The following is a 15,089-nucleotide window of genomic DNA, read 5'->3' as shown; positions in this document are numbered from 1 at the left end:
GCGCCTGCCCGTTGGCGTAAAGCGTTCCCACCTCAAGAAAACGCCGCGAGTTCTCTACAGAGTCGCGGCGTTTTTCTATACGGGGTAGGTGCGTTCTTGTCGCCTATGCGACGTGGCAATCTCAGCGCCGATAGATATCCAGCAACACCTGATCGAGGATGGCCGAGGCGCCCCAGGGCCGGGGATCGTTGAGAATCGCCACGACGACCCAGTTCTTGCCCTTGGCCGTGCGGGTGAAGCCGGCGATGGCCCGTACATTGTTGAGGGTGCCGGTCTTGATATGCCCCTCACCTTGCATTCCCGTGTTCTTCAGACGTTTGCGCATGGTGCCGTCCATGCCCACCAGCGGCATCGAGGAAATGAACTCTGCCGCATAGGGGCTGTGCCAGGCCGCCTGCAGCATGCCGGCCATTTCTCGGGCGCTGACTCGTTCGGCGCGGGACAGCCCGGAGCCGTTTTCGATCACCAGACGTGGCGCGGTGATGCCTTTCTTCGCCAGCCAGGCGCGGATAACCCGTTGCGCGGCCTTGGCGTCATCGGCGTCGGCGCTGCTGCGGAAGTTCTCCCCTAGGCTGAGGAACAGCTGCCGGGCCATGGTGTTGTTGCTGTACTTGTTGATGTCGCGGATCACCTCGGAGAGGTCCGGCGAGAAGGTGCGGGCCAGCAGTTTCGCGCTTTTTGGCACATCGCCGAGGCGGTCCTTGCCCAGGATGCTGCCACCCAGCTCCTGCCAGATGGCGCGCACGGCGCCTGCCGCGTAGCCCGGGTGGTCGAGCAGAGCCAGGTAGCTTTGCGCGCTGCAGCCTTCGGCCAGCTTGCCGGTGACCACCAGCGTGGTGCCGTCGGCCTGGGTCACCGGGTTGTAACGTACATCCGGCCAGGAAGGACACTTGGCGGCGGGCAGGGCCTTGACCTGGTTGTCGATGCGCACGTTGGTCAGCGGTGGTTCCATCATCACGCTGACCTTGCCGCCGTCCGTACGGCTGATCATGCGTACCGACTTGAGGTTGACCATCAGTGAGTCGGGACCGACCAGAAAGGGCTTGTTGGGGTCGCCGCCGTCGTCATTGAAGGTCGGCAGCTGCGGCTGGTGGAAGTGGCTGCGATCCAGTACCAGGTCGCCGGTGATGCGCTGTACGCCGTTGGCGCGCAGGTCGCGCATCATCAGCCAGAGCTTCTCCATGTTCAGTTTGGGATCGCCGCCGCCCTTGAGGTAAAGGTTGCCATTGAGCACGCCGCCCTGCAGTGGGCCGTCGCCATAGAACTCGGTCTGCCACTGGTGGGTGGGGCCGAGCAGTTCCAGGGCGGCATAGGTGGTGACCAGTTTCATGGTCGAGGCCGGGTTAACCGAAATGTCGGCGTTATGAATGATGCCGCCGCTGTCGCCATCCAGGGGCAGGGCCACCAGGGACAGGCTGCTGGCCTTGAGCTTATTGGCCTTGAGAGCTTGCGTAACCTTGCTGGGCAAGATGCTGCTGGGTTGAGCGGCGGCAAGTGGCAGTGAGAGCGGGAGCAGCAGGGCAGCGAAGAGAACGTGGTGCAGTGATCGGATCATTGGCAGGGCCCGGGTTGAAGAGGGGGCAAAAACTGCCGCGCATTATGCCCGAGGCGCTTATCGCTGGCGCCTGGGCTGCACGAGCATTTTTTCTGAACGGACGGGCAACTGGCCTGGCAATTTGCTAGAGTGCCGCCCGTGCAAATCATTGAGTATCTAGGAGTGTCTATGGCCACTAACCGTTCCCGCCGTCTGCGCAAGAAACTCTGCGTCGACGAGTTCCAGGAGCTGGGCTGCGAACTGACCATGAATTTCCGTGAGGGCCTGAGCCAGGCCGAGGCGGATCAGTTTGTCGACCAGTTTCTGCTTGAGGCTATCGACGGCAATGGCCTGGGCTATGTCGGTGGCGAAGACTACGGTTTCGTCTGCCTGTCCAAGCGCGGCTCGGTCAGCGAAGAGCAGCGTAGCCAGCTGGAAGCCTGGCTCAAGGGCCGTAACGAAGTAGTCGAGTTCAACCTGAGCCCGCTGCTGGACGTGTGGTACCCGGAGAACCCGATCGGCAAAGCCTGATCGTTTCTGCGCAACGAAAGAGCCCGGCCCGCTGCCGGGCTTTTTTGTGCCTGTCATCAGGCCAGGCCCGCCTTGCTGAGGATGGCTGCGGTGTCCACCGTGTCGAACTGATCGGGGCGCAGGTAGCGCTCGGCGTAGCTCTGCGGAATACCGCTGCGCACGAACAGGCCGAACAGGTCGGGGTCGACATGGGCACCCCGACACATGCCGGCCATGATGTTCAGCGACTCGCTGAGGGTCTTGCCCTTCTTGTAGGGGCGATCTGCGGCGGTCAGCGCCTCGAAGATGTCGGCAATCGCCATCATCCGTGCCGGCAGGCTCATTTCCTCGCGCTTGAGGCGCTTCGGATAGCCGCTGCCATCCATCTTCTCGTGGTGCCCGCCGGCTATCTCCGCGACATTGGCCAGATGCTTGGGGAAGGGCAGGTGCTCGAGCATGAGAATGGTCTGCACGATGTGGTTGTTAATGATGTAGCGCTCTTCGGCCGTGAGCGTGCCGCGGGCGATGCCGAGGTTGTACAGCTCGCCGCGGTTGTGCTTGTGGTGTGGCACTTCGAGCTTGAAGCCCCAGGGATTGTCGACCGGGATCAACTCGCTCGGCGGGCGCTCGAACAGATGCTCGGGCTTGTCCGCCAGCAGGGGCTCCTGCACCGGCAGTTCGGGCGCCGGGCTGCGTGCCTGACGCTGGTTCTCTTCCCAGGACACGCCCAGGCGGTCGTCGAGGGTGCGCGTCCAGGTCCGCGCGGCGATTTGGCTCAGGCGCTCGAGATCGGCATCGGCCATGGCCTCGCCGCCCAGGTTTGAGCGGGCGACGAAGGCGAACTCGTCATCCAGGGCTGCCAGCGCCTCGTCGCGCAGGGCCGCCAGGTCACGCTCTTCGCCACCCTTGGCCAGTCCCTGCCAGTAACTGACCCAGGTATCGCGCTTGAGTACCTCGAAGCGCATGCGCACTTCGTGGATGCGGTCGTAGATGGTCTCCAGCTTGGTTGCCTTGTCCACGACATATTCCGGAGTGGTGACCTTGCCGCAGTCGTGCAGCCAGGCGGCGATATGCAGGGCCTCCCACTCCTCCTCGCCTGGTTGGTAGTCGCGGAAAGGTTCCTCGGTGCTGTTGGCAGTGGCCTTGGCCAGCATCAGGGTCAGCTCAGGCACCCGTTGGCAGTGGCCGCCGGTGTAGGGGCTCTTGGCGTCGATGGCGCCGGCGATCAGTTGGATGAAGGCGTCCAGCAGCTTCTTCTGCTGCTCCAGCAGGCGCTGGCCTTCGATACATAGGGCGGCCACACCGGAGACCGCCTCGACGTAGGCGATGCGCTGTGGGCTCAGCATTGCCGGCTCCTCGCCGGTATCACGGTGCAGCAGCAGGAGCACGCCGAGGGTCTCGCCCTGGCGATTGTGCAGGCCGGTGCCGACCAGGTGTACGCGCGGGCTGTCGAGGGTATGCAGCAGGCTCTGCAGGCCTTCGGCCTGGTCGAAGCCGATCGAGGCCACGGTGCTGGCGCCGCCTTCGGCCGGTTGGCGAATCCAGGCGGGGATGTTCGATTCGCCCGGCTGGTAGGTGGGGATGCGGTGTTCATCGAGGTTGTGCTGTTCGTCGTTGATGAACAGGCCATGGGGTTCCAGGCGGCCGCTGTCACCATCGCGCAGGTAGAGCAGGCCGGCGCTGGCCTCGCTGAGGTCCACCGTCTCCTTCAGTACGCGGCGCAGCAGGGCATCGAAGCGGGTCTCAGCCGACAGGCTGGCGGTGATATCGAGGAAGCTGGACAGCGTGTCCTTCATCTTGCCCATGGCCACGGCCAACTGGTCCACTTCCAGCACCGGTGAGCGACCACTGGCGGGGTGGCTGAAGTTGAAGCTGCGAATGGCTTCGGCTTCGTCGACCAGGGCGCGCAGCGGTTTGACCAGCATTCGCGACATCAGCCAACCCAGTGGTACACACAGCAGCAGAATGGCGATGGTCAACATCGCGCCCTGCCAGCGGATGCGGTAGGCATCGGCCAGCAGCTCTTCTTCCGGTGCCAGCAGGGCCAGGCGCAGGCCGCTCGGCCCGCCTTCCTCCAGCTGGCTGTAGGACACCTGCCAGCGCTTGCCGGCCAACTTCATGGCACCCTGGCGGTCCTTGTCCAGGCCGCGCTGGAACAACTCCCCGAGCGCGGGACTGAGCTGCTCAACCTTTGCCAGTTGCATCTCGCCGTTGTTGATGATCAGTCGCTCGATGTCGGGATAGGCAACCGCGGTGCCATCGGGGCGATACAGCACCACTTCGGTGGAGGGGGTGACCTTATGTCGGGCCAGGGTCGCCGACAGGTCGGCCAGGGTCAGGTCGGCGGCAAGTACTGTCCGGCCATGGCTGAGGCGTGCCAGGGTGGTGCCGACATCGCCAGTGGAGAAGAACACATAGGGGTCGGTGGTGATCTGGCGGCCGTCGCTTACCGCGTTCTGATACCAGTTGCGAGTCCGTGGGTCATAGGTTTCCTTGAGGTTTTGCCGGCGGCTGATCCATTGCAGGTCCTTGTCGAAATACTGCGACTCGGAGACCGCTCGGGCTGAGCCGGTGCGATCGATGGTCCAGACCTGGAAGGCGGCGTTGTCCGGTGCGTCGAATATCTGCCTGAGACGTGCGCTGCGCAGCGGCCGCACCATGAAGAAATCGCCATCTTCATAACCAAGGTAGAGCGCGGCCAGCTTGGGGTTGTCACGCAGGGCTTGGGCCAGCAAGGGAAGCAGGTCCATGCGCTGGTAGCGGTCGGTGGCCTGGTTCTTTTCCTGCAGGGCCAGCAGGCTGAGTAGGTGGCGGATCGGCTGATAGGTGCGCTGCAGATCGGAGTCGACATCCTCGCGCATCTGGGCGAACAGCTGTTTGCTGCTGGAAAGGATGACCTGGGTGGTCTGGTAATAGTTGAACAGGCCGAGCACTGCGCCGCTGCCAAGGAGCAGAAGGGTGAAGAGCACGCTGATGTGAACGTGGAGTGGGAAGCGGCGTTCCTTGCTTTGCAATTTGCCCTGCATGTGCTCACTCCATGACAGGCGTTGGGGGTCAGCCCCAAGCATAGTGAAGCACTCTGCGCCACGCCGGCTGTCGGGCGAATTTTTTAGGCTTTTGCGTTGCCGAGGCGCCGCTCCAGAGCATGTATCAGCATGGCTACCAGCATGGCCAGGACCACGCCGATCAGGCTGTTGAGCAGGCGTTGCTGGGGCTCTTGCCAATCCTGCGCCAGGCTTTCGCTGAGCAGCAGAAAGCTGACGATGACCTGGAGCACATACAGACCATAACGATGCGCCTGAAAAGCGCGGCCGAGCACGATCAGCGGCAGCGCCAGCGTGACCATGGCCGGAGGGCTCTGCAGGCCGTAGCCCAGCGCCAGCAGCAACATAGCGCTGGCCAGGCTCACCATGCACAGCTGCAGGGCTCGCGCCAGGCTGCTGCGGGCGCGCAGCTGGAGGGTGCCGACCAGGGCCAGGGTCAGCCAGTGGCCGCGTTGCAGGTGGGCCAGTTCGACGATCAGGCCGGCCCCGCCCAGGGCCAGGGCGCAGCCGAGAGCATGCAGGCGCCAGCGCCGTTCGGGCAGGCGTTTGGCGTGGCGCCGCAGTACGCGCAGTACCGCCATCAGCCGAGGCATGTAAGGCCAGGTGCGCAGGCCGTGCAGGCCGCGCAGGCCGAAAGCGAGCAGGGCGACCCAGAGGCCGCCGAGGATGAACAGCGCGGCCACGGCATCGGCATTGTGCAGGCCGCCGACTGCAGTATGACCCTGGCCCAGGCACAGGCACACTGCCAGGCCCATGCCGAGCTTGCCGGCTTCTTTACCGAAGCGTTGCAACCAGGCCAGCAGCAAGCCGAAGGCCGCGAACATGAGCGCACTCGTCCAGGCCTGGCCGGCAGCCCAGAACCCCAGGCCGGCGCTGCAGGCGCCAAGCAGGGTGAGCAGCAGCAGGCGCAACATGCCGAAACGGTGCAGGGGATTGGCCTGGGCCGCCTGGAAGGCCCCGGCCGATGCCCAGAGAAAACCGGGATGGCCACTGAGCAGACCGAGCAGCAAGGGCAGGGCACAGCCGAGCCCGGCGATGATCGCCGGCCCCAGATTGGGTGGGCCGGCATGCCAGCTGATCCACTTGTGCCTGTCTTTCATCGCTTCATACCGGGCTGGAGCGCCCGGTCATTTCCCGGGCCATTTCGGTGGCATAGCTGTCGGTCATCCCGGCGATGAAGTCGATCATGCGCAGGAATGAGCGATGCAGCGGCCAGCTGGGGTCGGGGGCATTGCCGCCGAGCAGGTCGAGGATGCGTTGGCTCTTGAAGGTCGGTGTGCGCCCGCCATGCTGTTCCAGGGCCGCGCCGCAGAAGGCATTGAGCAGTATCTCCAGGGTGGTGTAAGCGCCGATCTCGTGCAGGGTCTTGCGCTTGTCCTGGAAGATCTTCTGCCGCGCCATGGCTTTGGCCTGTTGTACGCAACGCTTGGCCGGGCCGTGCATGTGTTCGACCAGGTCGCCGGCCAGCTCACCGCGCAGCAGCGCCGGCTGTTGTTCGACGAAGGCCCGGGCGGCGGCGTTGGTCAGGTGCTCGATGGCCTTGCCGCGCAGGATCGCCAGCTTGCGCCGGCGGGAGTCCAGGGGGCCCAGCTGGCGGTAGGTTTCCGGCAGATCGTCACCGACCAGCCCGAGCAGCAATGCCTCGACTTCGCTGTAATCGAGCAGCTCCATCTCCAGGCCGTCTTCCAGGTCGATCAGGCCGTAGCAGATGTCGTCCGCCGCCTCCATCAGGTAGACCAGCGGATGGCGCGCCCAGCGCTGTTCTTCCAGGCGTGGCAGACCGAGTTTGGCGGCGATCTGTTCCAGCAGCGGTAGCTCGCTCTGGTAGCAGCCGAACTTGTGCTTCTTGTAGCCCAGGGCGTCGGCGTGACGGGCGGTCCAGGGGTACTTGAGATAGCTGCCGAGGGTGGCATAGGTGAGGCGGGTGCCGCCGTCGAACTGGTGGTATTCCAGCTGGGTGAGTACGCGAAAACCCTGGGCATTGCCTTCGAAGTTGAGGAAGTCGCCACGTTCGGCCTCGCTCATGGCGTCCAGCCAACCGCGCCCGGCAGCCTGTTGGAACCAGTGGCGAATGGCGTCTTCGCCAGAATGGCCGAAGGGCGGATTACCTATGTCATGGGCCAGGCAGGCCGATTGCACGACCACGCCGAGGTCGACCGGGTCGCACCAGTCCGGCAGTTCGTCGCGAATCATCTCGCCGACGCGCATGCCCAGTGAGCGACCGACACAACTGACTTCCAGCGAGTGGGTCAGGCGGGTATGGATATGGTCGTTGCTGGAGACCGGGTGCACCTGGGTCTTGCGCCCCAGGCGGCGGAAGGCGCCGGAGAAGATGATGCGGTCGTGGTCTTTGTGGAACGGGCTGCGGCCCAGCTCGTCGGAGCTATGCACAGGTTTGCCGAGACGTTCGCGGGTGAGCAGGGTTTGCCAATCCAAGGGCTGTCCTCGCCGGTGGTAGGGCCTGACGCTCCGTCAGGCCAAGTTGCGTCTAGCTTCGACGTTCGCAGCGATGCCTGCAAGTATCGGTGCAGCGAGCCTGGCCAGCCGCCGAGCAGGCGACGGGCGGCGGCGGGGCACCTGGTCATTTTTGTGATCACAGTGATATCGTCTGGCCATCGTGTCTTGATCCAAGCCCATAACAACAAGAGTAGTCAGCACGTGATTTCAGAAGCTGCCTTATCCAGGGACTCGCAGCAGCAATTGCGCATGCGCCGCTTCATGATGAGCGTGGCGATGTACTTCCTGGCCAGCGTTCCCCAGCTTGTCTCTCTCTATAACGGTATTTTCCCCGCCTGGGTGACCATGGCCTGGGTCGCCGTTGCGGTATTGACCAACCTGACGTTCTATCTGCTGTTCCGCTTGCGCCTCAACCTGCGCTTGCGTGACCCAAGCATGACGATGCTGCAGATGGTGGCGGCCATCGTCATGGTGATGGGCACGCAGATCTACGCGGGCGAGGCGCGTGGCGCCTATCTGGTGGTACTGCTGATCATCATGGTGTTCGGCTGCTTCAAGTTACGCACCCGCGAGCTGCTGTGGCTCAGCCTGGGTACCATCGTCACCTACGCGCTGACCCTGCCACTGATCCAGCACCTGGAGGGCGAGAAGTTCAACCTGGCCGTGGAAATGGTGCTGTGGTGCAGTTTTTCCGTGTTCTTGCCCTTTATCTCCGTCCTTGGCGGCAATATCAGCGACCTGCGCAAGAAGCTGATGATGAGCAATGCCCAGTTGCAGGAGGTGTTGCAGCAGGTCACCGAGCTGGCGACTCACGATGAGCTGACTGGGGTCTACAACCGGCGTTACCTGTTGGAGATGCTGCGTCACGAGAAGAACCGGACCGACCGTGGCGGCGCCGGCTTCTGTGTGTGCATCCTAGATATCGATCATTTCAAACGCATCAATGACAACTACGGCCACCCAGTCGGCGACGAGGTGCTGAAGACCTTTGCCGAGGTGGTGCAGCCGCTGCTGCGCAGCACCGACTTCTTCGCCCGCTACGGCGGTGAGGAGTTTCTCCTGTTCCTGCCGCAGACCTCCCTGGAGATGGCTCAGCACTGCATCGTACGCATTCAGGAGGCGTTGGCAGCCGCCCGGTATCAAGGGTTACCGGAGGAGATGCGGATCACCGCGTCCATCGGAGTGGCGCAGTACTACTTGCCGGAAAGTGTCGCGACCTTGATCGAGCGGGCCGACAAGGCACTCTATCGGGCTAAGCAGAACGGCCGCAATCGCATGGAGCTGGCACCGTTCCAGCAACCGGTTTTCCTTACCTGAGGTCTGCCTGCCGGGCGTGTGGAATGCTAGAAGCCGGCCGCGTCGATATCGAGCAGCAGCAGGCGTCGGCCATTGTCGATGAACTGCCCGGCGGTCAGGCAATACTGGTTGCTGGTGGCGTCGCGGTAGGTGCTGGAAAGCGTCAGGCGACGCTCCTCCCAACCTTCGGCCAGCAACTGATAGAAGTAGGGGCGCCAGGACCAGTTGTGCCCCAGGTAGCGGGCGTCCTCGCCCCAGCGCTGGCCATCCCATTGCAGGTTCGGGCTGATCTGCGTGCCGTGGCGGTCACACTGGTAGATGCGCAGCAGCCAGGGATAGTCGTTCGGGTTGAGTAGCGAATCCAGCCTGCCATTGCGTTCCACCCAGTGGCGCACCAGATTCATCAGTTCGGTCAGTTGCTGGCGCAAGGTCATCAGGCGTGCGCGTTCGGCCAGCTTGCGTTGCACGTACTGGTCGCGCAGGTAGGCGAAGCGGGGCACGAAGGCATCGCTGGCAAAGAACTCCAGCTCCGCCTGGGCAAACAGGTAGCCCTGCACGTACCGTGCGCCGCACTCCAGGGCGAAGTGCAGTTCGGCCTCGGTTTCGACGCCTTCGGCGATAATCCAGCAGCCGGTCTTTTCCGCCATTTGCGCCAGGGCCTTGACCACTTCGCCACTGGGGCCGCCGCGGGCCGCTTCCTGGAATAGGCGCATGTCCAGCTTGAGGATGTCCGGCTGCAGGGGCAGGACCCGATCCAGTTGCGAATAGCCGGCGCCGAAGTCATCGATGGCAATGCGCGCACCGGCTTCACGGTATCTGGCGACCACTTCGCCGAGCTTCTGGCTGCCGCCACCCAGTTCGGTGATCTCGAAGACCACGCGGCGCGGGTCCACCCCGTGCTTTTGTAGTTGCTTGAGGCTGGGGAGCGGCTGGTTGGGGCGCAGCCGGCTGATCCAGCGCGGCGAGATATTGAGGCTGAGGAACCAGTCCTCGGGGGCGTCCTGCAGGCGTGCGAGGGCGTCTTCGCGCACCTGGCGATCCAGCCGGCGCAGGCTGGCCGGCGACACTTTGGGGTCCGTGAACAGCGGGCCTACCGAACGCAGGCTGGCGTCGGCCTGGCGTAAACGGCCGAGGGCCTCGATACCGGCGATACGGCCGGTGGCGGTGTCGATAAAGGGCTGGAAGACTGCTAGCGGCTGCCCGTCGATCACGAACCGATTCCTTGAAGTGATGGAAAACTTGACCGTCTGGATCGGTCGCAGAGCCATCACGTTTGCAAGAATGCGGCCAGGTGTCTCAGTGGCGTGACGGGACGCCACCCGGCTTTTGCGCGCCACGGGCCAGGGGGTAGAACAGCAGCGCTATCCTGGCCAGCTTGCCGAAGCGGCCGAGGCGGCTGCCGAACAGGGTCAGCAGCACTTCGGCCGTCAGCAGCAGAGGCGGCTCCAGGCTGCCTGGACTGTCCCGGCGCAGCTGACCGAGGTAGTTGAGTGGGCGGGTTAGCGGTTGCGCATGGTGACGCAGTTGCTGCCGATGCATTTCCATGCGCAGGCGAACCAGCTCCTTGCGCATGCTGCGGCGTGCGGTACCGGACAGTGACTCACTCATGGCAATAGGCGCTCCTTGTTGCGCGCCAGTTCTTCGCGTGTGGCCTGGAAGGGCGATTCGCCCTCGCGGGCCAGGCGCCTGGCTTTGGCGACACACACCAGCAGGGCTGCAGTGAACAGCAGGCTCAGACCTATGGCGGCGTGCAGGCGATAGTTGTCCCAGAAGACGATCAGCACTGCAGCCGAGAGGCCGAGCATAACCAGTAGGCCGAAGACCAGGCTGAGCCCGGAGAGGATAAGCAGGCGAAACGAACGTGCCTTCTCTTCCTGCAGTTCGATGCCGAACAGCTCCAGATGACTGTGCGCCAGGCCGAGCAGGGCGCCGCCGAGCTTCTTAAGGGACGGCTTGGGTGGCTCGGCAGTGGACTGTGACTGCATGTCGTCCATGAGTGGCCCTGTTCAGCGGCGGCCGGCCAGCAGGCCGAGAAGGAAGCCGACACCGGCCGCACAGCCGATAGTCTGCCAGGGGTGCTGCTGGACATATTGCTCGGTCTTTTCGACGGCGATGCGACCTTGTTCCTCGAGGTTGTGCTCGGTGCTCTTGAGCATGTCCTTGGCCCGGTCGAGGTTGTCGCTGATCCGGGCGCGCAACTCCTGGACCTGGATGCCGGCCACTTCGGATGTCTGTTTCAGCAGGTTCTCGGTGTCACCGATCAGGCTCTGGAACTCGGCGGAAAGGGCATTCTGCGCATCGTGCAGGTTGCGGCGTTGGGTTTCCTTGTCGGTTGCGCTGCTGGTCTTGGCGGTGGTGGACATAGTGCCCTCCTGTGGGTCTTTGCGATGGACTCATCAGGTTCGAGCCAGGTGCTGCTACAAGGTTCAGGTTAATTTCGTGCTCCATGCTGGTACATCTTTTGCTTTCTGCTGGTGCGCTCTGCGTTATCAGTGCTCGCTGTTGGGGCGTTCGAGGTGCAAGGGATTTGCCCGCCTTGTCGGTATCTCACTGAAAACAAAGATTAAAAATTACCAAGACGCGCCTGTGGAAAATTCACTGCTCCGGGGTGGGGCGTGATGAGGTCTGCACACCAGAAGATATTGATCGTTTTTGGTGCGCAAGACTGATCGAAGGGGCGTTTTTGGTGCCTGTCCTGCTGGGGAAAGTACCTGATGGAAACTATAAACAGCGCCGTGGAAACCCTGATTCACGGCTCCAACACCCTGTTCATCCTGATCGGCGCGATCATGGTGTTGGCCATGCACGCCGGCTTCGCCTTCCTTGAAGTGGGTACGGTGCGGCACAAGAACCAGGTCAACGCCTTGTCGAAGATCCTCTCGGATTTCGCCATCTCGGCCCTGGCCTACTTCTTTGTCGGTTATTGGGTGGCCTATGGCATCAGCTTCTTCGAGCCGGCTGCGGTACTGACCGAGGGCAACGGCTATGCCCTGGTCAAGTTCTTCTTCCTGCTGACCTTTGCCGCGGCAATTCCGGCGATCATCTCCGGTGGTATCGCCGAACGGGCCAAGTTCGGCCCGCAGCTATGCGCCACCTTGCTGATCGTGGCTTTTGTCTACCCCTTCTTCGAGGGGCTGATCTGGAACGGCAACTTCGGCCTGCAAGACTGGCTGAGCGAACGTTTCGGCGCCGCCTTCCATGACTTCGCCGGCTCAGTGGTGGTGCATGCGGTGGGCGGCTGGCTGGCCTTCGGCGCCGTGATCCTGCTCGGTCGCCGTGATGGGCGTTATCGCGAGGGACGCCTGGTGGCGTTCGCGCCGTCGAACATTCCCTTCCTGGCCCTCGGCTCGTGGATCCTGATCATCGGTTGGTTCGGCTTCAACGTGATGAGCGCACAGACCCTCGGCGGCATCAGCGGCCTGGTTGCAGTCAACTCGCTGATGGCCATGGTTGGCGGCACTGTCGCGGCGTTGCTGGTGGGGCGCAATGACCCGGGCTTCCTGCACAACGGTCCGCTGGCCGGACTGGTGGCAGTCTGTGCCGGCTCGGACCTGATGCATCCGGTTGGTGCGCTGGTCACCGGCGTTGTTGCCGGCGCGCTGTTCGTCTGGGCATTTACCGCAACCCAGGTGAAATGGAAGGTCGACGATGTACTCGGTGTCTGGCCATTGCACGGCCTGTGCGGCGTCTGGGGCGGCATCGCCTGCGGCATCTTCGGCCTGCAGTCCCTGGGCGGCCTGGGTGGCGTCAGCCTGGTCAGCCAGTTGGTCGGTACCGCGCTGGGTGTGCTAATCGCGCTGGCAGGAGGTTTCCTGGTCTACGGCCTGCTGAAGGCGGCGACAGGTATTCGCCTGACTCAGGAGCAGGAGTACTACGGTGCCGACCTGTCGATCCACAAGATCGGCGCCACCAGTCAGGACTGAGCCTGCGCTGGTTGTACGAGCAAAAAAGAGCCCGCCATTTGGCGGGCTCTTTCATTGCGGCTGCTGTTACCAGAGCGACAGGGTGTAGCTGACGATCAGGCGGTTTTCATCCAGGTCGTTGGTGAAGTTGGTGCGGGTCGTGGCGTTGCGCCACTTCACACCCAGGTTCTTCAGTGGGCCTTCCTGGAAGACGTAGGCGATGTCGGTGTTGCGCTCCCATTCCTTGCCTTCGGACGCCGCTGCACCGCGGTCGATGTTGTCACCGGAGATGTAGCGGGTCATGAAGGTCAGGCCGGGGATGCCGACGGACGCGAAGTTGAAGTCGTAGCGGGCCTGCCAGGACTTCTCGTCCTTGTTGGCGAAGTCGCCGATCTGCACGTAGTTGACCAGGAACGGGTCGGTACCACCGATATAAGCGTAGCCGGTGTCGCCGCTCATCTTCTGGTAGCCGAGGCCGAAGGAGTGGCCGCTCAGCGCGTAGGTGAACATGGCGCCGTAGGCCTTGTTGTCGACGTTGGTGTCACCATCGTCGGTGGAGCGGGCGAAGCGCAAGTCGGTCTTGAAGCTCTGCTTGTCGGCGATCGGCAGTACGTGCACCAGATTGACGATGTGCTGCTTGTACAGGTCTTCCAGCGCGCCGTAGTTATAGGTGGTGGTGAGCTGGTCGGTCCATTTGTAGCTCAGGCCGGCGAAGTTGAATTCGTCGCTGTCACCCACTGCCCCAGTTTTGAAGTCGATGCCGCGTACGCCAGAACTTCCGGTTTTGGCGTTGTAGCTATTAGTCATAACCATGGTTTCGTTGTTGGACGAGTCACGGTTGTTGACCCTGTTGATCTGGCCGGCGTCGAAGGTCAGACCGGAGATTTCCTGGGAGTTCAGCCAGCCGCCCTGGAAGGTCTGCGGCAGCAGGCGCGAGTCGTTGGCCGAAATGGCTGGCAGCTTGGGCAGCAGGGTGCCGATCTTCAGCGTGCTGTTGGAGATCTTGGCTTTGGCGGTTGCACCAAATTCGCTGTAGTCATCGACAGCTCTTTTGTCTCCTGGGTCGCGAGGCAGCAGGCCTGTGCCACTACGGTCCGGGCTGGAGTCCAGCTTCAGACCCAGGGTGCCGATGGCGTCTACGCCGAAGCCGACTGTGCCTTCGGTATAGCCAGACTCGAAGCGCAGCAGGAAGCCCTGGGCCCACTCTTCGGCTTTAGCTTGGCTGGCGCCATCTTGACGGAAGTCGCGGTTCATATAGAAGTTGCGCAGTTCCACGCTGGCCTTGCTGTCTTCGATGAAGGCGGCCTGGCTGATGGTGGGCAGGGTAAGGCTGGTGCCCAGCGCGGCGAGGGCCACGCCGCGGGCTAGGGGGGACTTGCTCATTGTTATAGTTTCCTCGGCTGGTGGTGGCAGACCAACGGGCGGTCTGGTTGCAGCCTTGTGAATAAAACACGCCACAGGGCCCGAGGCTTCTAGACTTTGGTCTAGTCATTGCACCCAGCGAGGGTAGTAGCCGATCTGCCGCTGCGCCGCTTCGTCATGGGCCGGGATCACGCTCAGTTGCGGGTACTGGCGCATCAGTTGATTAACCTTTTCCAGCTGTTTGCGCGTACCTTCACGGTCGTTGTCGACCATGTTGCGGCTGATCCAGAACTTCTCCCTTGGCCCGGTGAAACCTTCCAGGCGCCAGCTCGCGTCCCCCGTGAAGAAGAAGCGCCGACCATCTTCCAGCGTCAAGAACAGGCCGATCGAGCCCGGCGTATGGCCGTCCAGGGGAACCAGCACCAGGCTGGCATCGCCGAACAGGTCGAGGCTGCGTTCGAAGCCCATGAAGGGTTGGGCATCGAACAGGAAGGGTACCCAACGCAGGGCATGCTTGAACTGGCTGGGCAGTACCGCCGGTGGCGTGGCGATACGGCTGAACTCTATTTCCTCGTAGGGCGCCCAGACCGGCACCTCGGGGAAGTCGGCCAGGCCCGAGGCGTGGTCCCAGTGGCTGTGGGTCAGGAGTATGCGGTCGATCTGGATGCCCGCACGTTCCAGCTGGTCGCGCACCGGGGTGACCTTGCCGTAGCGCAGCAGCGGCTTGTCGTACCAGGGCATCTCGGTCTCGAATTGTTCATCGACCTGACGGCCGAGCGAGGTATCCAGCAAGAGGGTGGCGGCATGGTGCTCGATCAACACTGCGACGTGGTTGGCAATCGCCTTTTCCGTCCAGGCGCCACCTTCGACGGTGAAGGCATCGAGGGTTTCGGTCTCGGCCGTCTTCACCAGGGCGAAGCGCAGGCCGGCGGCTTGGGTGCTAGTGCCGAGCAGTAACAGCAGGATGATCAGGGCTTGGCGCAT

The 15,089-nt window shown here is 63.1% G+C and carries 13 protein-coding genes; 3 read left to right on the top strand and 10 right to left on the bottom strand.

The genetic code is table 11. The annotated features are described in order from the left end of the window. Positions 1 to 121 precede the first annotated feature (121 nt). The gene (gene dacB, locus AYB31_RS04015; protein WP_068826033.1) at positions 122 to 1,555 is read right to left on the bottom strand and encodes a D-alanyl-D-alanine carboxypeptidase/D-alanyl-D-alanine endopeptidase; all 1,434 of its coding nucleotides are present in this window, start codon (positions 1,553 to 1,555) and stop codon (positions 122 to 124) included. 168 nt (positions 1,556 to 1,723) lie between these two features. On the opposite strand from dacB, the gene AYB31_RS04010 reads away from it, so the two are divergent. Beyond that, on the top strand, positions 1,724 to 2,065 hold the full coding sequence (locus tag AYB31_RS04010; RefSeq protein ID WP_068826031.1) for a YggL family protein: 342 nt from the start codon (positions 1,724 to 1,726) through the stop codon (positions 2,063 to 2,065). 56 nt (positions 2,066 to 2,121) lie between these two features. Here the strand turns inward: AYB31_RS04010 and AYB31_RS04005 are convergent, their stop codons facing one another. The 3 genes from AYB31_RS04005 to AYB31_RS03995 all read right to left on the bottom strand — a co-directional run bounded on the left by AYB31_RS04005 (position 2,122) and on the right by AYB31_RS03995 (position 7,524). Further along, positions 2,122 to 5,070 (bottom strand): HD domain-containing phosphohydrolase, encoded by a 2,949-nt coding sequence (locus tag AYB31_RS04005; protein WP_068826029.1) that lies wholly within the window; start codon positions 5,068 to 5,070, stop codon positions 2,122 to 2,124. A gap of 83 nt (positions 5,071 to 5,153) precedes the next feature. Then, positions 5,154 to 6,188 (bottom strand): FUSC family protein, encoded by a 1,035-nt coding sequence (locus AYB31_RS04000; protein ID WP_068826028.1) that lies wholly within the window; start codon positions 6,186 to 6,188, stop codon positions 5,154 to 5,156. Between the two features lie 4 nt (positions 6,189 to 6,192). Next, positions 6,193 to 7,524, bottom strand: coding sequence for a deoxyguanosinetriphosphate triphosphohydrolase (locus AYB31_RS03995; RefSeq protein WP_068826025.1), 1,332 nt, complete (start codon positions 7,522 to 7,524; stop codon positions 6,193 to 6,195). 270 nt (positions 7,525 to 7,794) lie between these two features. Here AYB31_RS03995 and AYB31_RS03990 point away from each other — a divergent pair, with 270 nt between their 5' ends. Then, a complete protein-coding gene (locus tag AYB31_RS03990) occupies positions 7,795 to 8,862 on the top strand; it encodes a GGDEF domain-containing protein (RefSeq protein WP_068826023.1) in 1,068 nt (355 codons plus the stop codon). A 26-nt stretch (positions 8,863 to 8,888) separates the two neighbouring features. Here AYB31_RS03990 and AYB31_RS03985 read toward each other — a convergent pair whose 3' ends face one another. The 4 genes from AYB31_RS03985 to AYB31_RS03970 form a co-directional block, all read right to left on the bottom strand. After that, entirely contained in the window at positions 8,889 to 10,052 is a 1,164-nt protein-coding gene (locus AYB31_RS03985) for an EAL domain-containing protein (RefSeq protein ID WP_068826021.1), read from the bottom strand. An 85-nt stretch (positions 10,053 to 10,137) separates the two neighbouring features. Then, positions 10,138 to 10,449, bottom strand: coding sequence for a hypothetical protein (locus tag AYB31_RS03980; RefSeq protein ID WP_068826019.1), 312 nt, complete (start codon positions 10,447 to 10,449; stop codon positions 10,138 to 10,140). Further along, a complete protein-coding gene (locus tag AYB31_RS03975; RefSeq protein WP_442961789.1) occupies positions 10,446 to 10,835 on the bottom strand; it encodes a phage holin family protein in 390 nt (129 codons plus the stop codon). The genes AYB31_RS03980 and AYB31_RS03975 overlap by 4 nt, the downstream gene beginning before the upstream one ends. Positions 10,836 to 10,847: 12 nt before the next feature. Continuing rightward, complete coding sequence (locus AYB31_RS03970; RefSeq protein ID WP_082805189.1) at positions 10,848 to 11,204, bottom strand: DUF883 family protein; 357 nt, start codon at positions 11,202 to 11,204, stop codon at positions 10,848 to 10,850. Between the two features lie 351 nt (positions 11,205 to 11,555). Here AYB31_RS03970 and AYB31_RS03965 point away from each other — a divergent pair, with 351 nt between their 5' ends. After that, entirely contained in the window at positions 11,556 to 12,764 is a 1,209-nt protein-coding gene (locus AYB31_RS03965; RefSeq protein ID WP_068826017.1) for an ammonium transporter, read from the top strand. Between the two features lie 66 nt (positions 12,765 to 12,830). On the opposite strand, the gene AYB31_RS03960 is transcribed toward AYB31_RS03965, so the two are convergent. Then, positions 12,831 to 14,126, bottom strand: a complete 1,296-nt coding sequence (locus tag AYB31_RS03960; RefSeq protein WP_068826015.1) for an OprD family porin — start codon at positions 14,124 to 14,126, stop codon at positions 12,831 to 12,833. Positions 14,127 to 14,231: 105 nt separating this feature from the next. After that, complete coding sequence (locus tag AYB31_RS03955; protein WP_068826013.1) at positions 14,232 to 15,089, bottom strand: MBL fold metallo-hydrolase; 858 nt, start codon at positions 15,087 to 15,089, stop codon at positions 14,232 to 14,234.

Origin of the sequence: Pseudomonas sp. BMS12, from assembly GCF_001592875.1 — a bacterium.
In the GTDB taxonomy this organism is placed as follows: Bacteria; Pseudomonadota; Gammaproteobacteria; order Pseudomonadales; family Pseudomonadaceae; genus Aquipseudomonas.
This window is presented reverse-complemented; position numbering and strand designations above follow the sequence as displayed.